Below are 22,875 nucleotides of genomic sequence, written 5' to 3'. Positions count from 1 at the left end.
GGGCGAACATGCATTACGGATGTCGACGCCGGCAACTGGTAGTCTTCGCAGGCCTGCCCGGCGCCTTCCGCGCCGGCGCCACTCTCAAGCGAGACACGATATGAGCAATTTCATGCACAGCGCCTCCGTTCCCGTCCTGACGCAAATGCTGTCGGCCCTGTCCGACGTGCTGAAGAAAGCGGAAGCCCACGCCACGGAAAAGAACATCGATCCGGACGCCTACCTGGGCGCCCGCCTGTTCCCCGATATGTTCCCGCTGTCGCGCCAGGTGCAGATCGCCGCGGATTTTGCCAAGGGCATCGCCTCGCGCCTGGCTGGCGCGGAAGTGCCTTCGTGGCCGGATAGCGAAGCCACCTTCGCGGGCCTGCAAGCCTTGATCGCCAAGACGCTGGAGCACCTGGCTTCGTTCGGCCCCGAACAGTTCGCGCAGAGCGAAGCGCGCGAAATCGTGCTGCGCCCCGGCACGCCCAAGGAAAAGAAACTGAGCGGCAGCGCCTATCTGCTGCACTATGGGCTGCCGCAGTTCTTCTTCCATGTGACCACGGCCTACGACCTCCTGCGCCACAACGGCGTGGAAATCGGCAAGCGCGATTACATGGGCAAGTACTGATCCGTGTCAGCGGGCCTCAAGCCATTGAGGCCCGCGCCCGGCGGCTACTCCGCGTAGCCCGGGTTGCGACGGTCCAGGCGGCGCAGCAGTCCCGGCCAGGCCAGCATGGCCTTGTGCGCGCGGTCGGCCTGCGATTCCACCGTGGCGTTCTTCAGGATGTCAGGCGGAATGTAGGTCAGTTCGCCACCGGCCTGGGCCCGCACCTGCACCATGCAGGCGGCCTCCAGCCGGTGCATGGCCTGGAAGGCTTCGGCCATGCTCTGCCCCACGGTCAACAGGCCATGGTTGCGCAGGATGAGATAGCTGTTGCTGCCCAGGTCCCGCACCAGGCGAGGCTGTTCCTCGGGATTGAGCGCCAGGCCTTCGTAGTCGTGGTAGCTGAGCGAACGCAGCACGATGAACGCGAACTGCGACAGCGGCAGCAGGCCGGCCTTCTGCGCCGACACCGCCACGCCGTTGATGGAGTGCGTATGCAGCACGCACATCGCGTCCTTGCGAGCCGCGTGGATACAGCTATGGATGGTGAAGCCGGCTGGATTGATGTCGTACTCCGACTCCATCACCTTGCGCCCGTCCAGATCGATCTTGACCAGGCTCGATGCCGTGATTTCGTCGAACATCATGCCGTAGGGGTTGATCAGGAAATGTTCGGTCCCCGGCACCTTGGCCGTGATGTGGGTGAAGATCAGATCGTCCCAGCCGAACAGCGCCACCAAACGGTATAGCGCCGCCAGATCCTTGCGGACCTCCCATTCCGTTGCGCTGACCTGTTCGCGCACGCTGGCGCCCTTGCCTGCCGTATCCATGTTGTCTCCGTGTCTTGATGATTGCCCGCCGCGATCGGGCGGACGCTGTCTGGCACTTTATTCGTTTTGGCGGCGGCCGGCACGGGGCGCGGCCAAGGAGCGGTCACCCCGTCTCATGGAAAAAGGGCGCCCGTCGGACGCCCTGTTCGTTTCCCGCCGTTTATTGCGGTTCGATCACTGCGGTTCGATCTTCACGTCGATCGCGCGCTGGGTCCAGACCTGGCGCTGCGACTGCGCGAAGGCCTGGTGTTCAGCCACGCTGTTGGGCGAGACCTGCATGCCCAGGGATTCGAAGCGCTGCAGCACGTCCGGCTCGCGCAGGATGGCGGCGACTTCCTGGTTCAGTTTCTGCACGATGGCGTCGGGCGTCTTGGCCGGCACGGCCACGCCGACCCACACGACCAGGTCGAACTTCTGGTAGCCCAGCTCGGCCAGCGTCGGCACGCTGGGAAACTCCTTGGCGCGTTCATGGCCCGTGTAGGCCAGGCCGCGCAGCTTGCCGGCCTGCATGAACGAGGTCACGACAGAGAGGTCGGCGAACAGGTAGTCGACGTGGCCGCCCAGCAGGTCGGTCACGGCCGGCGGCTGGCTCTTGTACGGCACGCCGTTGGCCGCGGCGCCCGCCACCGTGTTGAAGGTGGCGCCGGCGATCTGGCTGGTGGGCGAGCCATACGCGTAGTTCAGGGGCTTGGCCTGCGTGGCCTTGACCAGTTCCTGCAGCGACTTGTAGGGCGCGTCCTCGCGCACCACCAGCATCATCGGAATGGTGGCGATGCGCACGACGTGGGTGAAGTCGCCGGTGGGATCGAACGGCAGCTTGCGGAACAACGCCGGCGTGGCCGAGTGCGTCGAGCTGCTGGTGAGGATCAGCGTGTAGCCGTCGGGCTGGGCGCGCGCGACGAACGAGGCGCCGATGGTGCCAGACGCGCCGGGCTTGTTCTCGATGACGACGGGCACGTTCAGGCGTGGGCCGAGCTTCTCGGCAATGATGCGCGCGCTGGTGTCGGTGGCGCTGCCCGGAGAGAACGGCACGACGATGGTGATGGGCTTGTCAGGATAGGCGCCCTGCGCCAATGCCACGGACGGCAGTGCGCCAGCCAGCGCGGTCAGGACGGTGAGGCTGCCAGCGGCCAGCAGGCGGCGGCGGACGCCGAACGGTCGGATCATGCTTGTCTCCTGTGAGGGGCCGCGGGTCGGCCTCTTGAACTCTGACCGTATGATGCTTGCGACCCGTTTATCCCAACAAGGGACTAATTTTCATAGACTTATTCCAAACTGGGATTAATTCTCTGAAGCCTGGCGCTGCCGCAGATATTCCTCGGTCGCCTGCAGGAAGGCTGAAGCCGCCAGCGACAGCCGCGCGTTGCGGCGCTGGATGAGCCAGAGTTCGTGCCCGTGCTTGCGAGCGCCGTCTATGGCGAGGATGCGCAGGCCCAACTGCCGCGCCAGATCGCAGGCATAACCGGGCACGACCGTTATCCCCAGGCCCGCGCCGACCAGCTTCAACGCCGAGGTCAGCATGCCGGCCTCGATGCGGTAGCGGAATTCCAGGTTCAGGTCGGCCGCCACGCGGTCCAGGCTGCGCCGCACGCTATACACGTTGCGTAGCATGATGTGATCATGGGCGGCCACGTCGGCCCACGACACTGAACGCTTGCGCGTCAACGCATGGCGCGGCGCGCACACCGCGTACATGGTGTCGCGATAGATGACCCGGGTGGCCAGTTCTTCCGAAGGGATTTCGACCGAGACGATGCCGAAGTCGGCGCGGCCGTTGCGCACGTGCTCGATGGTGTCGTCGGTGGAAAGTTCGAACAAATCCAGCTTCACGCTGGGATGGGCGCGGTGATAGTCGGCCACCACCTCGCCCAGCAGGCCGACCATCATCAGCGGCGAAGTGGCCACGCCCACCGTGCCGCGCTCCAGCGTGCGCAGGCCCGACATGCTGCGCTCGGCGGCGCGCACGGTGCCCAGGATTTCCTGGGCATAGGCGTAGAAATCCGCCGCGCCGTCGCAGGGCGTGACGCTGCGGGTGGAGCGCTCGAACAGCGGCTGGCCGACCTCGGCCTCAAGTTCGGCGCAGAGCTTGCTGACGGCCGATTGCGTCACGAAGGCTGCGCGCGCGGCCGCCGTGAAACTGCGCAGTTCGTATAGCGCGCAAAACACGCGCAATTGCTTGAGAGTGATGTTCATGGTCGAAGTCGCCGCCAGGCGCCGCCGGCCATGCCGGCCTCAGCGCGCAGGCTCGAGCATATCGCGATCGGCATCCTGGCGCGGCGCCTGGCGCCTGATCTCGCCCGGCGTGCGCGAGAAGCGCACCGGGATGCCGGCGGCCACCAGCGGCCCTTCGGTCGGATGTTCCACGCGCTGGAAGAAGCCCGTCGCCTTCAGGTGCGGATCCTCGAACAGGGCTTCCGGCGTGTTCACCCGCGAGTGCGGAATGTCCGCGTCCGCCAGCAGCGCCAGCCATTCCTCGGTACCGCGCAAGGCGACGATGTCCGCCAGGTCCTGATAGAGCTCGTCGAAGTGCCGCGCGCGTGCGCTTGCGTCGACATAGCGCGCGTCCGCCGCCAGGTCCGCACGTTCGGCCAGGGCGAAGAAGCGCCGCCACTGCGCGTCGGTGTAGGGCAGCAGCGCCAGGTAGCCGTCGCGAGTACGGTAGGGACGCCGCTGCGGCGACAGCACGCGGCTGTAGCCCATGGGTCCCCGCGGCGGCACGAAGCTGTGGCCGCTCATGTGTTCGATCAACGTGAAAGAGACCAGGGTCTCGAACATGGGGACCTCAACCGCCTGCCCCTGACCCGAACGCTCGCGCTCGTACAGCGCCATGGGTATGGCGTAGGCCAGCGTCAGGCCCGCCACCTTGTCGGCAAGGATGGTGTTCACATAGGCCGGCGCGCCGCTGTTGCGCCCCTGCAAATCGGCCAGGCCGCTCATGGCCTGGATGATGTCATCGAAGGCCGGACGCGCCGCATAGGGGCCGTCCTGGCCGAAGCCCACGGCCGAGCAATGGATCAGGCGCGGGTTGCGCGCGCGCAGCGTGTCCGCGTCCAGGCCCAGGCGCGCCAGGGCCGCCGGACGCACGTTGGACACGAACACGTCCGCGCCATCGATCAGGCGCAGCAGGCTTTCGCGATCGGCCGGCGTCTTGGCATCCAGCGTCACGCTGTACTTGTTGCGGTTGAGGTTCAGGTAAGCCGGCCCCATGCCCGGACTCGCGGCCGGAGCCGAGGTGCGGAACACGTCGCCTTCGGGCGCCTCGACCTTGATGACCTCCGCGCCCATGTCGGCGAGGATCTGCGTGCCGTACGGCCCCATGGCCACCGACGTCAGGTCGATGACGCGCACGCCCGCGAGCGGACCGGCCATTACTTGGCCTCCTGCTGCTTCTTGCGATTGACGAAGGGCGCCATGTAGCGGCGCGGCTCGTCGGTGGTGAAGGCCTCGCCGAACGCCGCCACGCTGCGATCCAGGCCGGCCTCGACAGTCGACTCGCTCCAGTAGCGCAGCAGGGCCTTCTGCGAACGCACGGCGATCGGACCGCTTTCGGCGATGGGCGCCACGGTGCGCTCGACCAGGGCGTCCAGCGCGCCGGTCTCGCTGACGAATTCCAGGAAGCCCCACTGCCGGGCCTGGGTCGCGTCCACGGTCTCGCCGGTCAGCAGCAGCCAGTTGGTGGGACCGGGACCGATGATGGCCGGCAGCAGCACGGCGTGGATCACGGACGGAATGCCCACGCGCACCTCGGGCATGCCGAAAACCGCGTCCGCCGAGCCCAGGCGGATGTCGCAGGCCGCGGCCAGCTCCATGCCGGCGCCCAGGCAGAAGCCCGGAATGCGGGCGATGGTAGGCACCGGAATCGCGGCCACGGCGTCGCACAGGTCGCGCAGCCGGGTGATGAACTCGCGCGCGCCCTGCGGGTCGAGTTCGGCCATTTCATAGATGTTGGCGCCGCCCACGAAGGCACGCTCGCCCGAGCCGCGGATAACGACGGCGCGGGCATCGTCCTGCGCGCCAATCCAGCGGGCGGCCTCGGTCAGGCTCAACGTGACCGCCGAGGCCAGGATGTTCAGGCTCTTGGCATCGTGGATCTGCAAGGTGTAGACGCCGCGCTCGTCGCGGGTCACGAGGGCATGGGAAAAGGCGGGAACAGGCGCGGTCATGGAAACTCCAGCTAGGGTTATCGTCACCGATGCTAAGGGCGAGGTTTCATCACAACAAACGAGTAATTTTCATGAAATAAGTCTGGAATGGAATAAATACCGAAGCGCGGGCGGCTTGGGTACGATAGCCGCCCAACCGCAACCCGCGCGGATGCTCGAAGCCCGATGAACCACGCCCCACCCTCGCATCATTACACGCCCGGCCGCCTGACATCCTTCTACTGGAGCGGCGACGCCATGCGCAGCCGCAGCGTCAGCGGCACGGTGCTGACCGCCACGCTGGACATACCCGTGCCGCCCGCGTGCGTGCTGTCGGATTGGGAGCGCGAGATGGCCACGCGCCTGTATCTGGAACCCGGGGACGTGGAGCAGATGCCGCTGGCGCGCACGCAGGCGCGCTGGCCCGAATACGGACTATGCCTGCAAGCCATGCGCGACTGGACGCACGACCGGGGGCTGTCCGACGTGCTGGCGAGCGCCGACATCGCCCTCATGGCCTGCCGCGGCGCCCGCTACCACCATGACGGCGGCCAATATGGCGGCGCCGCCTTCTGCAATCTGTTCCTGAGCGAAGACCGGGGCCTGGACGTGCACTTCCCGGCCGCCGGCCTGCGCATTCCGCTCGTGCGCGGCACCGCCATGATCTTCGATACCTGCCAGCCGCATGCCGTCATCCCGCGCGACGGCAAGGGTTTTCGCGAGGCCGACTTCGCGGCCGGCCTGGAACTGGCGCAATTGTTCCTGACGTGGGAACTGCCTATTGAAGACGCCCGCATCGCAAGCGCGCTCGGCATTGCCTTCGATGTCGATCCGGCTACCGCCGCGCGGCTGGATGAGGAACAAGTGCGGATGGATGGAGCCCGGGCGGCGATCGATCCGGAATCCGGGCGGTGGCTCGCTGAGGACTGAAGCGGCAACGCAGCACGCCGGCGATCAGGACCCCGGCAGCGCCGCCCCCATGGCGGCAAACAAACCGCCGCACACCTTGTTGAAACGCCGGCCGGCGCGTTCCAGCCAGGGGCGCACGCGATGCGCCAGTCGCGCCAACACGTACTCGACCAGGAACTCCACCACCACGAAGGTCCCGGCCATGATCGCGAACTGCGTGTACAGGCTGCGCGCAGGATCGATGAACTGCGGCAGGAAGGCGCCGTAGAACAGCAGGGCCTTGGGATTGGAAATGGCCGACAGCAGGCCCTGGCTGAACATGCGCATGCCGCGTATGCGCGGCATATCGGGGGCCGGCTGCAACTGCACGCCCGGGGCGCGCCAGAGCTGGATGCCGAGCCAGATCAGATAGGCCCCGCCCGCCCACTTCAATACCGTCAGCGCTGGGCCCCAGGCCTTGAGCAAGGCGCTGATACCCAGCATCGACAAGGCGATGAGCGCGACAAAGCCCACTGCGCCGCCCGCGATGGTGCACAGGGCCTTGCGGTGCCCATGCAGTGCCCCATGGGTCAGCGCGAGCAGCGTGTTCGGTCCGGGGGTTACCGACAGGCCGATGACCGCGACCAGATAGATGAGCCAGCTATGCAGCGCCATGGCGGAGTGCGTGAAAGAAGGGAAAGCGGCCAGTCTAGACCGCGGCGCCAGAGCTGCGCAAATGCGGCCGGAATGGAAGCGGACCGGCAGGCGCCGCTCCCCCCTTCCGCGCCGCCTGCTCTGGCGGCCTGCCGCTCAGCGGCGGAACCCTCCACCATGGAATCCGCCGAAGCCGCCGCCCCAGCCTCCCCGGCCGCCCATGCCGCGCCCCTGCCAGCCGCCGCCTTCCGCGCCCCCCATGCCGCGGTCGCGCCAGCCGCCGCCCTGCATTCCGCGGTCCTGCCAACCGCCGCCCTCCATGCCGCCCATGCGGTCGCCGGAATAGTCGCGCGCCTGGCGCTGGCCGTTCAGGTAATTGCCGCCGGACTGCGCGCTAGGCTGCACCGGTTGCCAACCCGAACTGGTGTGCTGCTGCCAGCCGTTGTCGTTGTGCTCGTAGACATTGCCGTTATGGTCTGCGTACACGTTGCCGTTGTTCCACGCCATGCCGCTATTCGTGTTGCGGTCGTACGTGGCACCGCGCCGGTCCACGCTGTTGACGCCGTCGCCCGCCGTGCCGGTCGCCGTGGCCGACGAGATGGTGCTGCGGCCGGTGTTGGTATTGGTGCGCACGTCCTGGCGGCCGGCAGCCCATTGGCCGTCGTCGTTGGCGACCACGCCCGCCCGGCCCGCGCCCGAGGCGCCGGTCGTCGGGTTGGTATAGGCGTCGCGCCGCCCGGCAGCCGCATTGCCGGTGTACTCGTTATAGGCCGCGCCGCGCGTGCCTTCGAAGGCTGCGCCGGTCTGCGGGTTGTAGCCCTCGGCGTGGGTGCCCTGCCATTCGGTGCCGGTCCAGCCGTTCCAGCCGGCCGCGTGCGTGACCACGCCGGAGCCGCCCCAGGCGCCATAGACGTCGACCTGGTTCACGTTGACGCCGCCCCAATAAGGCGCGCCCCAGTATGGCCCCCAATAGGGCGCCGCGCCCCCCCAGGTCTCGCCAGCGACGAAGCCGAAGGCGAAACCGGTCGCGGTGGCGAAGGCCGCGTCGTAGCCATAGCTGGGCGGATAGCCCACCCAGGTGTCCTGCACGATGACCGGCGGATACGCGTAACCCGTGCCGTACACCACGGTGCCGTCGGGACTGGCCACCACGCCCATGTAGCCCGGCGTGTAGCCGAACACCACGCTCTGCGGGGTGGATCCGTACACCTGCACGTAGGTGACGTAGTGCAGCGGCGAGCTGACGGGTATGGCGTAGATGATCGCCGGCACATGGTCAGCCACGCGCCACGGCCCCATGGGCGAATCCGATACGAACCAGACAGCGCGCGACAACGCGTAGTAGCGGCCTTCGGCCTGTATCACCGGCACCTGCGAATTGGCGGCGTAATACAGCGCCGTACCCTCGATGGGCCGCAGCGTCGGGGAGCCGCCGGCATATTCCACCTGCAATTTCGCCGCGCTGCGCGACACCGTGGCGGTCTGCGGAATGGTGGAGGCAATCAGCGCCTCCTTGGCCTGCGGCGTGCCCGGCACCGAAGCCAGCACGCCCGACTGCGGATCCTTTGACGGAATCTTGGCGAAATCGCGCGGCAGCTGCTTGCCCGGCACGTAGGACCAGGGGCCGTCCAGGCTGGCGCCCCGGAACCAGCGGCCGGACACCAGCACGTAGTAGCGGTTGTCGCCCGGATTCATGAACAGGGCATGATCGGCATTGGCCACCGACAGCAGCGAAGTCCCTGGCACCGGCCGCATTTCAGGCTGGCCGACGGTCACCAGCAACTCGGCCGGCGCGGTGGACACCGCGATGGCGGGCGCGCGGTGCGGCGCCTTGCCGCCATGCGGCAGCATCGGGTCCGGCTCGGCCTTGCGGCGCGCCGCAACAGCGGCGGCCTGCAGAGCCTCGGGCGGCTGCGGCAGGTCCGTCCACGGCCCGGTGGCGGTGCGCGCTTCGTACCAATGGCCAGCGGCCTGCAGGAAATAGCGGCCCGCGTTGTCCGCCAGCATCAACGCGCGCGTGTTGACGACCCGGCGCCAGCCTGCGGCATCAGGCACCTCGGCCAATACAGGTCCGCCGTCGATCAGCACCAGCACGGTCGGCACCGTGCGGTAGATGATGCGCGGCGGCGCGTTGTCCACCGGGACGGTTTTCGTGGCCGGGTTGTTCTGGGACAGCGTATAGCTCAGTTGCAGTGCATCAAGCCGCGTGACCACGCCCTTGGCCGGCAGGCGCGCTTCAAGCTGGCTGCGCAGCTTGGCGGCGGCTTCCGGCGAGGTGGGCACCTGCACGCGCTCGATCCGGATGTCCGACAGATGCACCAGGCCCGCCGGCTTGTTGACCTCGGCACGGGCGGAAAAGTCTGCCACGCCGTAGGTGGGATTGCCCTTGGCGGCGCCGACCGCCACCGCCATGCGGCCTGTGATGCGGTCGGCAGTCCAGGTATCTATCTGGGGTTGATAGAGCTCCACGCGCGTGCCGTCGGCGGCCTCGAAACTGCGCGGCCATTGCAGCGAACGCGCGGCCTCTTCCTGCGCATCGGATTGGGCGGGCGCCGTTTGCGCCGGGGTCTGTCCCTGGGCTTGCGCCTGCGCCGCGCCGGTTGGCGTCAGGCCCGCGCCGGCAGCCATGCCGGCCACGGCAAGGGCGAGAGCGAGGCGAGAAAGGCGCCCGGGCGGGTTCGCGGGCGCTGACGATGTTGTCGGGAAAACATGCACGCGCCACAGTCGGGTCAGGCTACACATCTCGCGCTCCTCGTTGAGGGCCGCGGCCGCCAGTCGGGCCCCCGGCCACTCTGATTTCCCGCAGCGCCGCCGCTACGGGCCAAGCCTCGACCGGCCTGCCTGCAAGGCGTCCTGCAAGGGCCGGCTTCTGAATAAGCAACAGAACGTTAACACCGCTGAAAAGCTATTGCCCGCTTTTATCAGACCTTCTATAAAACATCTCATCAGGGCTGCTGCTTATGCCCGATTGCCTTTCCGCTGCAATCCAACTAGAAGCGCGGCGCAACGCCCGCCAGACGCCCGCGCTACGGCGTGTCGCGCCCACGCCCGGCCCTCTGTCCGCGGCGCTTCGGCCGTCCCGCGAAGACTCTCCTGCTGCAGGTTCACGCCATCAAGTCGCCGTGGAAAGGAGCAGTTCATGGTCCCTGCCCTGACTCATCCCGGGGTGTATGTCCAGGAAATTCCCGCAGGCGTGCGCACCATTGCCGGCGCGCCGACCTCGGTTGCCGCGTTCCTGGGCACGGCCATGCGCGGACCGCTCAACCATCCCGTCCACATCCAGGATTTCGCCGACTACGAACGCGAGTTCGGCGGGCTGGCCGAGGGCTGCGAACTCGGCTACGCGGTGCTTCAATTCTTCCTGAACGGCGGCGCTCAAGCCTGGGTCGTGCGCGTGGCGCAGCCTGCGCAGAACGATCCGCTGGAGGCGCATGCCGCTTTCATCGGCCAGCGCGCGCAGCGCCGGGGCCTCTACGCGCTGGACGATGCCCATGCCTTCAACCTGCTATGCCTGCCCGGCATCACGCACAGCATCGTGCTGGCCGATGCCGTGTCCTACTGCAAAGAGCTGCACGCCTTCATGATCATCGATGCGCCGCCCGCGGCGGCCGATGCGGCCTCCATGGCGGCCGCAGTCATGGGTGCGGCGCTGCCCAGGTCCGATCATGCCGCGCTGTATTTCCCTTGGACCCGCGCGGCCGACCCGCTGAAGAATGGCCTGCCGCGCCTGACCGCGCCTTGCGGCACGATCGCGGGCCTGTATGCGCGCACCGACGCCGACCTCGGCGTCTGGAAAGCGCCAGCCGGCATCGACGCGGGCCTCGCTGGCGTCCTGTCCCTGGCCGCGGCGGTCAGCGACGACGAGAGCCGCAACCTGAATACCCTGGGCGTCAATTGTCTGCGCACCTTTGCCGGACGCGGCCCGGTCTGCTGGGGCGCGCGGACCCTGCAAGGCACGGACCACTTCGCCTCGGAATACAAGTACGTGCCGGTGCGCCGCCTGGCGCTGCACCTGGAACAATCGCTCTTGCGCGGAACGCAGTGGGCCGCGTTCGAGCCCAACGACGAGCCGCTTTGGGCACAGATCAGGCTGAACGTCAGCGCCTTCATGAATGCACTGTTCCGCCAGGGCGCCTTCCAGGGCGGCACGCCCCGCGATGCCTATCTGGTCAAGTGCGATGGCGAGACCACCACGCAACAGGACAGGGATCGCGGCATGGTCAACATCCTGGTGGGATTCGCTCCGCTCAGGCCGGCCGAGTTCGTGGTCATCCGGGTCCAGCAACGCGCCGGGCAAACGGAAGGAAGTCCCCCATGAACGCACCCACGGAACCGCGCATCCTCGCGTTTTGGGACACCGGCGTCCAACATGACCCGCGCGCTCGGGCGCAGGCCTTCGAGGCTGCCGAGGAACTGGCGCGCGATACGGGGCTGGCGCTGCATCGCATCGACCTGTCCAGGATCGTCAGCAAATACATCGCCGAAACCGAGGAAAACCTGAGCCGCCTGTTCGAGTCGGTCGAGCAGCGCGGCGCGGTCCTGTACTTCGACGAAGCCGACGCTCTCTTCGGAAAGCGCGCGAACGTCAAGGACAGCCATGACCGCTACGCCAATATCGAGGTCAGCTACCTGTTGCAACCCATGCAGTCCTACCGCGGCCTGGCGTCGCGGGCCGCCAGCCTGAAGTCCAACCTGGACAGCGCATTCCTGAGGCGGCTGCGCTTCGTGGTCCAGTTTCCGGCGCCCGCGCCGGATCAGCGCGCGCGCCGCTGGAGCCGCGCGCTCTTTACCGCCGACACCGGCGCCGAAGTCACCATGGCGCGCCTGCTGCAAGCCGTCCGCGCCGATGCAAGCCAACACGCCCGGCCCCTGCCTGGCCTCAAGACGAGAGAACATCCATGAAACCCGTGATCAACGAATACGTACGCGAACTCAGCCACCCCGGTTACAACGCGGCCCAACGCAATGCCTTCGTCGCCGCCATGGTGAGCAAACGGCTGATGCGGCGCACGGAGCAACAGCCCGCAGCGGACGAGGCCGCCCCCGCGCTGGCCAGCTCATTGAACAACAGCGCCGGCGCCGCTGACGCGCGCGCCGGCAACGACCCGACTTGAGCGCCGCGCCGCCGCAGAATGGCGCTGCGTGCGATGCGGGCGCGGCGCGCGCAGGAAAACCTGGCCGGCCGCCACGGTATCATCAGGCCTGTTGCGCCGGCTTGCCGCTTTCCCGCGGCAAGCCGGCCATGCCACTCCCGCCCACATTCTGCATGACGCGATGACCCCCTATATCTCGGCCGGCATACTGCTTCTAGGCGCTCTCGCCGCCATCGCTTACCGCCGCAGGCGGCAACACACAATGGGCACTGCCGGCCGGCGCCTGGGCAGCGATCTGGTCGCGGGCGGCGCACTCTACGGCGTGGCCGCGCCGCCCATCGGCGGCGCAGGCGTCATCATCGCGCTGACGGCCGTGACCCGGGATCCCGAGAACCTGCTCATGCTGGTCTACGCCCTGCCCTGGTTTTACATTTTCGGCTTCGTGCCCGCCCTGCTGTGCGGCATCGTGGCCGGCGCGTTGCGGCCGGCGCATCGGTCCTGGCGCGCCTATGCCGCGATGGCGCTGGTCGGCGCCGTCTATGGCTTCGTTTTCCTGACGGGTTTTATCTCCCAGGGCAGGCCCTGGCTGGAAGAGCTGGGCTTCCCCCTGACCGTCGGCGCGGCGCCCGGCGCGCTCAGCGCGTTCCTGTGCGCGCGCCTGCTGTATGGCAAGCCTGGTCGCCGCGGCGAGCCGGGCGCAAAGACGCCGCAAACGGCTTGAAGCCGCAACTGCCTGGAGCGGCCGCCAGCCTCACGGCTTGCGTCCGCTGACGCGCCCTGGCGGCTCGGCGTGCAGGTCGCGCGCAGCGCCGCCGCCGAACGCCGTCAAGGCGCGAGGCGTGGGTGGCGACGTGGAGATTTGCCTGGCCGTTTCCAGCATCATCGGAACGAAGCGCGACACCGCGCGCTTGACCGTCCACTTGGCCGCCGACACGGACAGCTGCAGGCCCGCCACCACTCGCTGGTTCAGGTCGTAGACCGGCACCGCCAGCGCCAGATCCCCGCGGTAGTACTCCTCTTTGCAGCAGGCGTAACCCTGCTCGCGCGACAGGCGGATCTGCGCCATCAGTTCATCCAGGCCGGTCAGCGTGTTGGCCGTGTACTTCACGCGCTCGCTGGCCTCCAGGGCCTCGCAAGCTTGCTCGTCGCTCATGCCGGCGAGGTACACGCGCCCGGTGGAGGAGCAGTACATCGGGATGCGCCGGCCCACGGGCATGTGCACCAGTAACCGCAAGGGGCTGGGAAAGCGGCCGATGTAGATCATGTCCTGCCCGGCCGGCTCCGCCAGGTTCACGGTTTCGCCGGCATTGCGATTGAGTTCCAGCAGGAAGGGATTGGCGCGGTCCAGCAGCGGATGCGATTCCAGGTAGCGGCAACCTGCGTCCAGCGTGCGGGACGACAGCGAATAGCGCTTGCTGACAGGGTCCTTGTTGAGCAGCCCCAGCGCTTCCAGCGTGAACGCGAAGCGCTGCGCCGCGCTGCGGGTGATGCCCGCTGCGGCGGCAATGTCCGGCAGGCTCATGGAGGTGTGTTCGGCATCGAAGGCATCGAGCACGGCGATGCCCGTGGCCAGCGATTGGACGTACAGCGTGGAGGTTTCCGGATTCATGGCTGGGCTGGGCGGCGCAGGCCGCCCAGTCTATTAGTGTTCGATACGCAGAGATTGCATTCCAATTCAAATGAATGCAAGAAAAAGCCGCGGTTCTTTTGATGCATTCTACCTTTTTCGCATCAGATAATCTCGGGAAAACCCTTAAATAAAAAGCGCTTAGCTAAAACCGGAGTTGATTGACAGGCTTTCCTTGGCCGGATTATAAAATCTACATGCGATAGAAGCTTATCGCTATTCGATACGATAATGCGCACCTGACAAGGACGAAATCGGACGTCCGGTACACCGTGCAGGCGCGCGATTCCAGCTTCCAAGGGGATTCCGATGCTGCACAAAGTGTTGAAAACGTTGTTGGCGACGGCGCTGTGCGCCGCCGCGCTGTCGGGCGCGCACGCCCAGACCGTCAAGGTAGGCGCCACGCCGACCGCGGTGCCGTTCAACTTCCTGGACCCGAAGACCAATACCCTGCAGGGCGTGATGATCGACATCGCCCACGCTGTGGGCAAGCAGGCCGGCTTTACGGCGGAAGTGATGCCGATTCCGTTTGCCTCGCTGGTGCCGGCCCTGCAGACCAACAAGATCGACATCATTGCCTCGGCCTTCGCCAAGACGCCGCAGCGCGCCGAAGTGGTCGATTTCACGCAGCTGGTGGTGGAGTACGGCGAGGCGCTGATCGTGCCGGAGAAGGACAAGACCGATTACAAGAGCATTGCCGACCTGAAGGGCAAGACCGTCGGCGTGCAGATCGGCACGCTCTACGTCGAGCCGTTGAAGGCTGCGCCCGGCCTCAAGGAAATCAAGATGTACGAAACCATGTCCGACCTGGTGCGCGACGTGGCGCTGGGACGCCTGGACGCGGCCTTCGGCGACGGGCCGGTGATTTCCTACCAGGTCCGCACCCAGGGCGTGCGCAACGTGCGCTACGTCGAGAGCTATCAGCCGGCCATGCCCACCAACATCGCACTGGCCGTGCGCAAGGGCGACGCCGAACGCGTCAAGCAGCTCAACGCGGCCATCGATGCGCTGCGCCAGGACGGCACGCTTGCCGCCATCATGAAGAAATGGGGCGTCGCGCCCTGATCCCGAGCGCCGCGGCCCGATCCGCCGCGGCGCGTCGCCTAACAGGTATCCAAGATGTTCCAGTCATTTTTCAGTGACGCCGCGGAGTTCTTCCCGGTGCTGATGCAGGGGGTGCTGACGACCATCGCCATCACTGCGGCGGCGCTGGTCATTGCCACGGCGCTCGGCCTGTTCTGGGCTCTGCTGCGGGTCAGCGGCGTCGCGCCGCTGTCGCACGCCAGCCGCATCCTCACCAACATCATCCGCGGCGTTCCCATCATCGTCGTGCTGTTCTACATGTACTTCGTGCTGCCCGAAATCGGTATCAGCCTGACCGCCTTCCAGGCCGGCGCGCTAGGCCTGGGCATCGCGTACTCCTCGTACATGTCGGAGGTATTCCGCTCGGGCATCGACGCGGTCGATCCCGGCCAGTTCGAAGCGGCCCAGTCGCTGGGCATGTCGCGCGCCAAGCTGATGCGTCGCGTGGTGCTGCCGCAGGCCTTCAAGGTCGCGCTGCCGCCTTACGGCAACAACGTGGTCATGATGCTCAAGGACTCCTCGCAAACGGCGGTCATCACCGTGGTCGAGCTGTCCATGCAGAGCAAGCTGATCGCCTCTTCCACCTTCAAGAGCGCCACCATCTTCACGCTGGTCGCCCTCATGTACCTGGCCATGAGCCTGCCCATGATGTACTTCATCGGCAAACTTGAACGCCGACTGGGGCGCCGCCAATGATCAAGATCGAAAACCTCAGCAAGTCGTTCGGCGCCCACCGCGTGCTGGAAGGCATCGACGCCGAAATCCAGCAGGGCGAAGTGGTCTGCCTGATCGGGCCGTCGGGCTCCGGCAAGTCCACGCTCCTGCGCTGCATCAACGGCCTGGAGCGCTACGACGGCGGCCGTATCACGATAGACGGCGTCACCGTGGACGCGCGCCGCAAGGACATCCAGAACATCCGCCAGCGCGTGGCCATGGTGTTCCAGCGCTTCAACCTGTTCCCGCACCGCACCGCGCTGGAGAACGTCATCGAAGGCCCGGTGCACGTCAAGGGCGAAAGCGTCGAGTCCGCCACCGCGCGCGGCCGCGAGATCCTGGCGTCGGTCGGCCTGGCCGAGAAGATGAACCACTATCCGCAGCAGCTCTCCGGCGGCCAGCAGCAGCGCGTGGCCATCGCCCGTGCGCTGGCGATGGAACCCGAGGCCATCCTGTTCGACGAGCCGACCTCGGCGCTGGATCCGGAACTCGTGGGCGAGGTGCTGTCCGTGATGCGCACGCTGGCCGAGAAGGGCATGACCATGGTCATCGTCACGCACGAAATGGACTTCGCGCGCAACGTCTCTGACCGCGTTCTGTTCCTGGAAAACGGCCGTATCGCCGAACAGGGCCCCTCGCGCGAAGTGCTGACCAATCCCCGCAACGAACGCATGCGTGATTTCCTCAAACGCGTCACCCACGCCCAGTAGCTCCGGCACCATGAACAACGATCTGTTTTCGCCCGCAGCCACGCTGTGGGCCGCGACCGCGCCTGCGCGCGCCGCCTCGCCGGCGTTGGCCGGTCCGCTGCATGTCGACGCCGCCGTGGTCGGCGGCGGCTTCACCGGCCTGTCGGCCGCCTTGCATCTGGCCGAGGCCGGCTACAAGGTGGCGCTGTTCGAATCCCATGAAGTGGCCCACCGCGCCTCCGGACGCAACGGCGGCCAGGTGGTGCCGGGCTTCAAGCCCGGCCCTGCCGCGCTGATCCGCCGCTTCGGCGCGGACACGGCGACGCGCATGATGCGCTTTGCCTACGGCAATGCCGATTACCTTTTCGAACTGGCCGAACGCCTGCGCATCGATTGCTCGCCCACCCGCAACGGCTGGATCCAGGGCGCGTTCTCGGCGGCATCGGGCAGCTATCTCAAAAACCGCGCGCGGGAGCTGAACGCCCATGGCGGCGACGTCGAATACCTGGACGCCGACGCGATGCGCGCAGCCACCGGATCCTCGTTCTGGCCCGCGGGCCTGCGCGAAAAGCGCGCGGGCGCGGTGCAGCCGCTGGCCTTCGCGCGCGGACTGGCGCGCGCGGCGCAGGACGCAGGCGCGGCGATGCACGACCACTCGCCGGTGTCCGCCATCGCGCCCACGCCTGACGGCGGCGCGACGCTGAGCGTCAACGGCTTTGCGGTCCAGGCGCGCCACGTCGTCCTGGCGACCGACGCCTACACCGACCGGCTGTGGCCGGCCGTCGCGCAGTCGTACGTCAACGTATCCAGCGCGCAGATCGCCACCGATCCCCTGCCGCAAGCGCTGCAGGAGCAGTTGTTGCCGCTGCGCGCCGGCATCTCCGAGACGCGCAAGATTACCTACTACTGCCGCATCGACCCGGAAGGTCGCTTCGTCATCGGCGGCCGCGGGCACTCGTCCGAGCGCCTGGATCCGTCCACTGGCGAACAGTTGCGCCGCGCCGCAGTCGCGCGCTTCCCGCAGTTGGCGGACGCCGCGTGGCGCCACGGCTGGGCCTGCCGCGTAGGCATGACCATGGACGACCTGCCTCGCGTGCATCGGCTGGCGCCGGGCATCTGGACCGCCTACGGCTACTGCGGACGCGGCGTGGCCATGGGCACGGCGCTGGGCCGCGTGCTGACCGACGCCATCCGCGGCGTGCCGGCAGGTGAACTCGACTTCCCCGTCACGCCCATCGAGCGCATGCCCTTCTACCCGGCGCGGCAATTCGGCGCCACGCTGGCCATCAACTGGTACCGCCTGCGCGACGCGCTGGGCTACCCCGCCTGACCCCCTGCCCTGGCGCCTTCACTTTGCCATGACGACACAAACGCAATTTCCTGCCACGGTGGACGTGGCCATCATCGGCGGCGGCATCATAGGCGTGAGCACGGCGCTCGCGCTGGCGCGCGGCGGCGTGCGCTGCGCGCTGTTCGAGAAAGGCACGCTGGCCTGCGAGCAGTCCTCGCGCAACTGGGGCTGGGTACGCACCTTGGGACGCGACCTGCCCGAAGTGCCGCTGGCGCTGCGCGCCAACCAGCTCTGGCGCGAGATCCAGGCCCAGGTCGAAGTCGGCTACCGCCGCAACGGGCTGGTCTACCTGCAAGAAAACGAGACGGACGCCGCCGAGCACGAAAGCTGGCTGGCCAAGGCGCGCGCCTATGGCGTAGAGGCCGACATGCTGGGCCGCGAAGCAGCCCTGCGCCTGCTGCCCAGTTCCGCACGCGCCTGGACCGGCGCGCTCTACAGCGCCGCCGACGGCGTGGCGGAGCCGCAGATCGCCACGCAGGGCGTCGCGGCGCTGGCTCGCCAGGCCGGCGCGCTGATATACGAAAACTGCGCCGTGCGCGGCGTGGAGACCAGCGCTGGCCGCGCCGACACCGTCATCACCGAACGCGGTACGCTGCGCGCGCAGGCGGTGCTGGTGGCCGCCGGCGGCTGGTCGCGCCTGTTCTGCGGCAATCTGGGCGTGGACTTTCCGCAGTTGAAGGTGCGCGGTTCGGTGTTGCGCACCGAACCTTTCGACGCCGGCGTTTCGCTGGCAATCAACGGCAAGGACTTCACCTGCCGCAAGCGCGCCGACGGCGGCTATACCGTCTCGCAGTTCTCGGCCTCGCTGGCCGAACTGGTGCCGGACAGTTTCCGCCTGATGGGCAAGTTCCTGCGCGCCTGGATCGCCAACAACTCGCTGGTCCGGATCCGCTTCAGCAAGCGCTTCTTCGAAGAACTGGCGACGCCGCGCCGCTTTCCGGCCGACCGCGAAACGCCTTACGAGCGCTGCCGCGTGCTCGATCCCGCGCCTTACAAACGCGGGATCGACCAGGCCTGGGAGCGCCTGCTGCGCGCCTTCCCCGTGTTCCAGCAGGCCCGCATCGCGCAATCCTGGGGCGGCTACATCGACGTGACGCCGGACGCCATGCCTGTCATCGCGCCGGTCGCCGCCGTGCCGGGGCTTTACTTGGCATCCGGCTTCTCCGGACACGGATTCGGCATCGGTCCCGCGGTGGGTGAAACCTTGGCCGCCCTTATCCAGGGGAACGAAACACCCGTCGATATCAGGCCGTTCCGGCTGGAGCGGTACGCCTGAGGCATGCGCGCTGCCCGGCCTTTCAGGACGGCGCACGCGCCGTCTACCCCCGCAGCGCCGCCGCCAGCCCCCGCACCTCGCCCAGCGCGCCCGCCACGCCCTGCTCCGCCAGCACTTGCGCAAGCCGCGAGCCGACCACCACCAGATCGGCATGCCGCGCGACGAGCCGGGCTTCATCAGGCGAACGCACGCCGAAGCCCGCAGCCACCGGCAGCCTGGTATGCGAGCGCAGCCGGTCCAGATCCTGGGCGATGCGGCGCTCGTCAGGCAAGTCCGCACCCGTCGTGCCGGCCAGCATGATGTGATAGACAAACCCGCTGGCGTCGCGCAGCAAGCCCGCCAGCCGCGCGTCCTCGGACGTGGGCGCGGACATCCGGATCAGATGCAGGCCATGCGCGCGCGCCGCGCGGCTGATCTCGTCGGCATGTTCGAGCGGCAGGTCAATGAGGATCAGGCCGTCCGCGCCCGCCGCGGCCGCGTCCTCGATGAAGCCTTCAACCCCATGCCGCAGGATGGGATTCAGATAGCCCATCAGCACCAAGGGCGTATGCTCGTCCGCCGCGCGGAAATCGCGCACCAGGGTCAGCGTGCGCTTCAGGGTCTGGCCGCCGGCCAGCGCACGCACGTTGGCCCGCTGCAGCACGGGACCGTCCGCGACCGGATCGCTGAACGGCATGCCGAGTTCGATCACGTCCGCGCCCGCCGCGCGCAAGCCGCGCAGCAGCTCCAGGCATGCGGCAGGATCGGGATCGCCCGCCGCAAAATAGGTCACCAGCCCACTGCGTCCAGATTGGCGCAGCTCCGCCAAGGTTTGATCAAGCCGGGTCATGCCGCCACCTCGCCAAATTGAGTCACCGTGTCCATGTCCTTGTCGCCGCGTCCGCTCAGGCACACGACGAGAATCTCGTGGGGCGCCATCCGCGGCGCCAGCTTGCGTACGTAGGCCAGCGCATGCGCGCTTTCCAGCGCGGGCAGGATGCCTTCCTTGCGCGTCAGCCAATGGAAGGCCGACACGGCCTCGGCATCCGTGACCGACACGTAGTCCACGCGCTTGCGGTCATGCAGCAAGGCGTGTTCGGGCCCGACGCCCGGATAGTCGAGGCCGGCCGATATCGAATGCGCGTTGACGATCTGGCCGTCTTCGTCCTGCAGGTAATAGCTGCGGCAGCCGTGCAGCACGCCCTCGTGGCCCGCGCTGATGCTGGCCGCATGCGCCCCGCTGGCCAGGCCCAGCCCGCCAGCTTCGACGCCGTACAGACGCACGTCGGCCAGTTCCAGAAAGGGGTAGAAAAACCCCATCGCGTTGGAGCCTCCGCCTACGCAGGCCACCATGGCGTCGGGCACGCGGCCGGTCTTGGCCGCGACCTGCTGGCGCGTCTCCTCCCCGATCACCTTCTGGAACTCGCGCACCAGCCAGGGATAAGGATGCGGTCCGGCGCCGGTGCCCAGCAGGTAGTACGTGTCGGCGGGATGGGCGATCCAGTCGCGCAAGGCCTCGTTCATCGCGTCCTTCAGGGTGGCGGTGCCGGCGTGCACCGCGCGCACCTCGGCGCCCAGCATCCGCATGCGGCGCACGTTGACGGACTGGCGCTCCATGTCTTCGGCGCCCATGTAAACCACGCACTGCAGGCCGAACAGGGCGCAGACGGTGGCAGTCGCCACGCCATGCTGGCCCGCGCCGGTTTCGGCAATGATGCGGCGCTTGCCCATGCGGCGCGCCAGCAGGATCTGCCCCAGGCAGTTGTTGATCTTGTGCGCGCCGGTGTGGTTGAGGTCTTCGCGCTTGAGGTAGACCTGCGCGCCGCCCAGCTCCCCGGAAACGCCGCGCGCCAGGAACAGCGGGCTCGGCCGGCCCACATAGTCGGCCAGCAGGCCGCGGTAGGTCTGCCAGAAGTCCTCGTCCGCCAGCGCCGCCTTGAATTGGCGTTCAAGTTCGTCCAGGGCGGGGACCAGCGTTTCGGGCATGTAGCGGCCGCCGTAGGGGCCGAATTGGCCTCGGCTGTCGGGCGCGGCCGGATGGATGGCGAGTGGCATGGATAGGTTTTCCGTGACAGGATGAGTAGGATTTTCCTTATGCTATCGTCACAAAATACTTATTTGAATCAATGATTTATTTCCCATATATGTAAGTTCAGCTAACAGCCATGAGACGTCTGCCATCCCTCAATGCCCTGCGATTCTTCGACAGCGCGGCCCGCCAGGCGAGTTTCACGCTGGCCGCCAAGGAACTCTGCGTGACCCATAGCGCAGTCAGCCAGCAGATCCGGCAACTGGAAGAATGGCTGGGCTGCGCCTTGTTCGAGCGGCGCGCAGGGCGCGTCCACCTGACCGCGGCGGGCCTGGACCTGCAGCGCGCGGCGCATGACGCCTTCGACCTGCTGGAGCGCCGCTGCGACGAACTCAGGCGCGGCACGCAGCCGGCCGAATTGGCGGTGGGTGCGCCCGCCAGCTTTCTTTCCAACTGGTTGATCCCGCGGCTTGAACAATTCGAAGCCCTGCATCCGGACATCCGCATCAGGCTGCAGACAGCCGCAGATGCCGCCCTGTTGAACACGCAGCGCGTGGATGCGCTGATCCTGGCCGGGCGCGCCTGGCCGCAAGAATGGGGCGTCACCCCGCTCTTCGCCGAAACCATAGGCCCGGTCTGCACCCCGACCCTGGCCGCGCATATCCGCGATGCGGCCGACGTGCTGGATATGCCGCTGCTGCACACCAGTTCGCGGCCCGACGCCTGGAAGGATTGGGCGGCGCGCCAAGGCATCGCGCTGACGCCACGGCAAGCGGGGCGCGAGTTCGACCATCTGGGCCACATGCTGGAGGCCGCCGCGGCCGGGTTGGGCGTGGCCATCGCGCCGGCGGTGCTGGTGGAGGCCGAACTGCACCGAGGCAGGCTGGCCGCGCCGCTGGGCTTCATCGAAAGCGGCGCGGCCTTCAGCCTGTGCCTGCGCAAGGATGCGGTCCGCGCCGACGCCGCGCATGAACGCCTGCGCGACTGGCTGCTGGCCAGCGCCGGCGCGAACTGACGCCCTCCACGCTGCGCGCGCAAACCGGTTACCCTTGCGCGCCGAACCACACTGCCGCAACGTATCCATGAAAAAGCTCTGCGCGATGTTGGGCCTGCTGGTCCCCACGCTGGCCAGCGCCGCCTACAGTCTTTCCGCCACCGAGGCGGCCGTGCTGGAAGCCGTGCTGCGCGACGAGCTCGACACCTACCTGCAAGGCGGCAACAGCCTTATCGGCGCAAGGCTCGGCCTGCCCGCCGCGACCGCCGAAACCGTGTCCCGGGCTTATGCCAACGGCCCGACTGCGCGCTTTCCTGCGTCGCTGGATGTGACCATGCTGATCGCCGGCCCGGTCGATGCCGGCAAGCGCACGAACGGACGGATAGTGTCGTTCGCCACCTCGGGATCGCCGACTGTCCGGGCCCAGTTGCCGGCGGGCCTCCTGCCCGCTCCACGCCTGGCCTTGGCATGCAGCCGCATGGAATGGATCGACGAGTCACCCACCTTCATGGACTGCCGCGACGGCGGGCTCGCCGGCAAAGAGGAGACTGCCCGCCTCAAGCGCGACCTGGACGACTTCTACCTGGGCAAGCCGACCGCCGTCCAGGTGTCCCAGCTGGCCGTCAACATATCGGTGTACGCCAGCCTGCTGGCGCCCGGCCACGGCTGCCCGAAGGATATCGAAACATGCCGCCAGGCCATCCAGGCCGTCGACGGCGCAAGCCAAAGCAAGCAACTGCCGGCAATCGTGCGGCGCTTCCAGCAGGCGAGGCTGGATCTCAGCCCGTACCAGGGCGATAAGGCCATGGCCGCGCCGAACCGCTAGGGCGGGCGGACCGGCCGCGCCATGCCGGAATGAGGGCGACGGGGCCGTCTGTACCGCCCCCATTTACCGCCATCCCGCACCGCTATACTGGTCCCACCTCAATACCCCTTACGC

Annotated in this window: 23 protein-coding genes; 13 read left to right on the top strand and 10 right to left on the bottom strand. The window is 67.6% G+C overall.

The genetic code is table 11. The features are described 5' to 3' along the window. Positions 1-100 precede the first annotated feature (100 nt). Positions 101-610 (top strand): DUF1993 domain-containing protein, encoded by a 510-nt coding sequence (locus tag HV766_RS05040; RefSeq protein ID WP_054451745.1) that lies wholly within the window; start codon positions 101-103, stop codon positions 608-610. Between the two features lie 44 nt (positions 611-654). Here the strand turns inward: HV766_RS05040 and HV766_RS05035 are convergent, their stop codons facing one another. The 5 genes from HV766_RS05035 to HV766_RS05015 all read right to left on the bottom strand — a co-directional run bounded on the left by HV766_RS05035 (position 655) and on the right by HV766_RS05015 (position 5,579). Then, on the bottom strand, positions 655-1,416 hold the full coding sequence (locus tag HV766_RS05035) for a class II aldolase/adducin family protein (protein ID WP_054451747.1): 762 nt from the start codon (positions 1,414-1,416) through the stop codon (positions 655-657). A gap of 174 nt (positions 1,417-1,590) precedes the next feature. Further along, positions 1,591-2,583 (bottom strand): Bug family tripartite tricarboxylate transporter substrate binding protein, encoded by a 993-nt coding sequence (locus HV766_RS05030; protein ID WP_175180696.1) that lies wholly within the window; start codon positions 2,581-2,583, stop codon positions 1,591-1,593. A gap of 114 nt (positions 2,584-2,697) precedes the next feature. Then, on the bottom strand, positions 2,698-3,609 hold the full coding sequence (locus tag HV766_RS05025) for a LysR family transcriptional regulator (RefSeq protein WP_054451750.1): 912 nt from the start codon (positions 3,607-3,609) through the stop codon (positions 2,698-2,700). 39 nt (positions 3,610-3,648) lie between these two features. Continuing rightward, entirely contained in the window at positions 3,649-4,785 is a 1,137-nt protein-coding gene (locus tag HV766_RS05020) for a CaiB/BaiF CoA transferase family protein (RefSeq protein ID WP_175160225.1), read from the bottom strand. Further along, positions 4,785-5,579 (bottom strand): enoyl-CoA hydratase, encoded by a 795-nt coding sequence (locus HV766_RS05015; protein ID WP_125471225.1) that lies wholly within the window; start codon positions 5,577-5,579, stop codon positions 4,785-4,787. Before HV766_RS05015 ends, HV766_RS05020 begins: the two co-directional genes overlap by 1 nt. A gap of 165 nt (positions 5,580-5,744) precedes the next feature. On the opposite strand from HV766_RS05015, the gene HV766_RS05010 reads away from it, so the two are divergent. Next, positions 5,745-6,488 (top strand): hypothetical protein, encoded by a 744-nt coding sequence (locus HV766_RS05010; RefSeq protein WP_175180695.1) that lies wholly within the window; start codon positions 5,745-5,747, stop codon positions 6,486-6,488. A 24-nt stretch (positions 6,489-6,512) separates the two neighbouring features. Here HV766_RS05010 and HV766_RS05005 read toward each other — a convergent pair whose 3' ends face one another. Together HV766_RS05005 and HV766_RS05000 are read right to left on the bottom strand one after the other, a co-directional pair. Then, entirely contained in the window at positions 6,513-7,121 is a 609-nt protein-coding gene (locus tag HV766_RS05005) for a LysE family translocator (RefSeq protein ID WP_119449475.1), read from the bottom strand. Positions 7,122-7,256: 135 nt separating this feature from the next. After that, positions 7,257-9,728, bottom strand: a complete 2,472-nt coding sequence (locus tag HV766_RS05000) for a carbohydrate-binding family V/XII (protein WP_254593278.1) — start codon at positions 9,726-9,728, stop codon at positions 7,257-7,259. A 511-nt stretch (positions 9,729-10,239) separates the two neighbouring features. Here HV766_RS05000 and HV766_RS04995 point away from each other — a divergent pair. The 4 genes from HV766_RS04995 (at position 10,240) to HV766_RS04980 (ending at position 12,914) form a co-directional block, all read left to right on the top strand. Beyond that, positions 10,240-11,418 carry a phage tail sheath family protein gene (locus tag HV766_RS04995; protein WP_175180693.1) on the top strand — a complete coding sequence of 393 codons (1,179 nt, stop codon included), beginning with the start codon at positions 10,240-10,242 and terminating at the stop codon, positions 11,416-11,418. Further along, positions 11,415-12,002 carry an AAA family ATPase gene (locus tag HV766_RS04990; protein ID WP_054451764.1) on the top strand — a complete coding sequence of 196 codons (588 nt, stop codon included), beginning with the start codon at positions 11,415-11,417 and terminating at the stop codon, positions 12,000-12,002. Before HV766_RS04995 ends, HV766_RS04990 begins: the two co-directional genes overlap by 4 nt. Continuing rightward, entirely contained in the window at positions 11,999-12,214 is a 216-nt protein-coding gene (locus HV766_RS04985; RefSeq protein WP_175180692.1) for a hypothetical protein, read from the top strand. Before HV766_RS04990 ends, HV766_RS04985 begins: the two co-directional genes overlap by 4 nt. 241 nt (positions 12,215-12,455) lie before the next feature. Then, positions 12,456-12,914 (top strand): hypothetical protein, encoded by a 459-nt coding sequence (locus tag HV766_RS04980; RefSeq protein WP_254593277.1) that lies wholly within the window; start codon positions 12,456-12,458, stop codon positions 12,912-12,914. Positions 12,915-12,944: 30 nt separating this feature from the next. Here the strand turns inward: HV766_RS04980 and HV766_RS04975 are convergent, their stop codons facing one another. Beyond that, positions 12,945-13,802 (bottom strand): IclR family transcriptional regulator, encoded by an 858-nt coding sequence (locus HV766_RS04975; protein WP_054451768.1) that lies wholly within the window; start codon positions 13,800-13,802, stop codon positions 12,945-12,947. 327 nt (positions 13,803-14,129) lie between these two features. Here HV766_RS04975 and HV766_RS04970 point away from each other — a divergent pair, with 327 nt between their 5' ends. Genes HV766_RS04970 through HV766_RS04950 form a run of 5 tightly spaced genes read left to right on the top strand, consistent with a single transcriptional unit; the run spans position 14,130 to position 18,933 of the window. Then, on the top strand, positions 14,130-14,885 hold the full coding sequence (locus tag HV766_RS04970) for a substrate-binding periplasmic protein (RefSeq protein WP_088159712.1): 756 nt from the start codon (positions 14,130-14,132) through the stop codon (positions 14,883-14,885). Between the two features lie 54 nt (positions 14,886-14,939). Continuing rightward, complete coding sequence (locus HV766_RS04965; protein ID WP_054451769.1) at positions 14,940-15,599, top strand: amino acid ABC transporter permease; 660 nt, start codon at positions 14,940-14,942, stop codon at positions 15,597-15,599. Beyond that, complete coding sequence (locus HV766_RS04960) at positions 15,596-16,327, top strand: amino acid ABC transporter ATP-binding protein (protein WP_054451772.1); 732 nt, start codon at positions 15,596-15,598, stop codon at positions 16,325-16,327. Before HV766_RS04965 ends, HV766_RS04960 begins: the two co-directional genes overlap by 4 nt. 10 nt (positions 16,328-16,337) lie before the next feature. Then, the gene (locus tag HV766_RS04955) at positions 16,338-17,636 is read left to right on the top strand and encodes an NAD(P)/FAD-dependent oxidoreductase (protein WP_175180690.1); all 1,299 of its coding nucleotides are present in this window, start codon (positions 16,338-16,340) and stop codon (positions 17,634-17,636) included. 28 nt (positions 17,637-17,664) lie between these two features. Further along, positions 17,665-18,933 carry an NAD(P)/FAD-dependent oxidoreductase gene (locus tag HV766_RS04950; RefSeq protein WP_175180689.1) on the top strand — a complete coding sequence of 423 codons (1,269 nt, stop codon included), beginning with the start codon at positions 17,665-17,667 and terminating at the stop codon, positions 18,931-18,933. A gap of 43 nt (positions 18,934-18,976) precedes the next feature. Here HV766_RS04950 and trpA read toward each other — a convergent pair whose 3' ends face one another. Beyond that, positions 18,977-19,762 carry a tryptophan synthase subunit alpha gene (trpA, locus tag HV766_RS04945; RefSeq protein WP_175180688.1) on the bottom strand — a complete coding sequence of 262 codons (786 nt, stop codon included), beginning with the start codon at positions 19,760-19,762 and terminating at the stop codon, positions 18,977-18,979. Continuing rightward, positions 19,759-20,967: a tryptophan synthase subunit beta gene (gene trpB, locus HV766_RS04940; protein WP_175180687.1), complete on the bottom strand. Its 1,209-nt coding sequence runs from the start codon at positions 20,965-20,967 to the stop codon at positions 19,759-19,761. The genes trpA and trpB overlap by 4 nt, the downstream gene beginning before the upstream one ends. A gap of 110 nt (positions 20,968-21,077) precedes the next feature. Here trpB and HV766_RS04935 point away from each other — a divergent pair, with 110 nt between their 5' ends. Both HV766_RS04935 and HV766_RS04930 read left to right on the top strand, forming a co-directional pair. Continuing rightward, positions 21,078-21,956, top strand: a complete 879-nt coding sequence (locus tag HV766_RS04935) for a LysR substrate-binding domain-containing protein (RefSeq protein ID WP_125471236.1) — start codon at positions 21,078-21,080, stop codon at positions 21,954-21,956. 67 nt (positions 21,957-22,023) lie between these two features. Further along, positions 22,024-22,761: a hypothetical protein gene (locus tag HV766_RS04930; protein WP_175180686.1), complete on the top strand. Its 738-nt coding sequence runs from the start codon at positions 22,024-22,026 to the stop codon at positions 22,759-22,761. The last annotated feature ends 114 nt before the right edge of the window (positions 22,762-22,875 follow it).

This window comes from Achromobacter aegrifaciens (assembly GCF_902859735.1).
Taxonomy (GTDB): Bacteria; Pseudomonadota; Gammaproteobacteria; order Burkholderiales; family Burkholderiaceae_B; genus Achromobacter; species Achromobacter aegrifaciens.
Note: the sequence above shows the minus strand (reverse complement) of the source record. Positions and strands in the feature narration are given on the sequence as shown.

What these genes read in the sequence shown, in the direction of transcription:
- HV766_RS04995 (WP_175180693.1), top strand. Translation starts at nt 10,240, where the DNA reads ATGGTCCCTGCCCTGACTCATCCCGGGGTGTATGTCCAGGAAATTCCC.
- HV766_RS04965 (WP_054451769.1), top strand. Translation starts at nt 14,940, where the DNA reads ATGTTCCAGTCATTTTTCAGTGACGCCGCGGAGTTCTTCCCGGTGCTG.
- HV766_RS04980 (WP_254593277.1), top strand. Translation starts at nt 12,456, where the DNA reads ATGGGCACTGCCGGCCGGCGCCTGGGCAGCGATCTGGTCGCGGGCGGC.
- HV766_RS05010 (WP_175180695.1), top strand. Translation starts at nt 5,745, where the DNA reads ATGAACCACGCCCCACCCTCGCATCATTACACGCCCGGCCGCCTGACA.
- HV766_RS05020 (WP_175160225.1), bottom strand. Translation starts at nt 4,785, where the DNA reads ATGGCCGGTCCGCTCGCGGGCGTGCGCGTCATCGACCTGACGTCGGTG.
- HV766_RS04985 (WP_175180692.1), top strand. Translation starts at nt 11,999, where the DNA reads ATGAAACCCGTGATCAACGAATACGTACGCGAACTCAGCCACCCCGGT.
- HV766_RS04960 (WP_054451772.1), top strand. Translation starts at nt 15,596, where the DNA reads ATGATCAAGATCGAAAACCTCAGCAAGTCGTTCGGCGCCCACCGCGTG.
- HV766_RS04955 (WP_175180690.1), top strand. Translation starts at nt 16,338, where the DNA reads ATGAACAACGATCTGTTTTCGCCCGCAGCCACGCTGTGGGCCGCGACC.
- HV766_RS04935 (WP_125471236.1), top strand. Translation starts at nt 21,078, where the DNA reads ATGAGACGTCTGCCATCCCTCAATGCCCTGCGATTCTTCGACAGCGCG.
- HV766_RS05000 (WP_254593278.1), bottom strand. Translation starts at nt 9,728, where the DNA reads ATGGCTGCCGGCGCGGGCCTGACGCCAACCGGCGCGGCGCAGGCGCAA.
- HV766_RS04975 (WP_054451768.1), bottom strand. Translation starts at nt 13,802, where the DNA reads ATGAATCCGGAAACCTCCACGCTGTACGTCCAATCGCTGGCCACGGGC.
- HV766_RS05035 (WP_054451747.1), bottom strand. Translation starts at nt 1,416, where the DNA reads ATGGATACGGCAGGCAAGGGCGCCAGCGTGCGCGAACAGGTCAGCGCA.
- HV766_RS04930 (WP_175180686.1), top strand. Translation starts at nt 22,024, where the DNA reads ATGAAAAAGCTCTGCGCGATGTTGGGCCTGCTGGTCCCCACGCTGGCC.
- HV766_RS05025 (WP_054451750.1), bottom strand. Translation starts at nt 3,609, where the DNA reads ATGAACATCACTCTCAAGCAATTGCGCGTGTTTTGCGCGCTATACGAA.
- trpA (WP_175180688.1), bottom strand. Translation starts at nt 19,762, where the DNA reads ATGACCCGGCTTGATCAAACCTTGGCGGAGCTGCGCCAATCTGGACGC.
- HV766_RS05015 (WP_125471225.1), bottom strand. Translation starts at nt 5,579, where the DNA reads ATGACCGCGCCTGTTCCCGCCTTTTCCCATGCCCTCGTGACCCGCGAC.
- HV766_RS05005 (WP_119449475.1), bottom strand. Translation starts at nt 7,121, where the DNA reads ATGGCGCTGCATAGCTGGCTCATCTATCTGGTCGCGGTCATCGGCCTG.
- HV766_RS05040 (WP_054451745.1), top strand. Translation starts at nt 101, where the DNA reads ATGAGCAATTTCATGCACAGCGCCTCCGTTCCCGTCCTGACGCAAATG.
- HV766_RS05030 (WP_175180696.1), bottom strand. Translation starts at nt 2,583, where the DNA reads ATGATCCGACCGTTCGGCGTCCGCCGCCGCCTGCTGGCCGCTGGCAGC.
- HV766_RS04970 (WP_088159712.1), top strand. Translation starts at nt 14,130, where the DNA reads ATGCTGCACAAAGTGTTGAAAACGTTGTTGGCGACGGCGCTGTGCGCC.
- trpB (WP_175180687.1), bottom strand. Translation starts at nt 20,967, where the DNA reads ATGCCACTCGCCATCCATCCGGCCGCGCCCGACAGCCGAGGCCAATTC.
- HV766_RS04950 (WP_175180689.1), top strand. Translation starts at nt 17,665, where the DNA reads ATGACGACACAAACGCAATTTCCTGCCACGGTGGACGTGGCCATCATC.
- HV766_RS04990 (WP_054451764.1), top strand. Translation starts at nt 11,415, where the DNA reads ATGAACGCACCCACGGAACCGCGCATCCTCGCGTTTTGGGACACCGGC.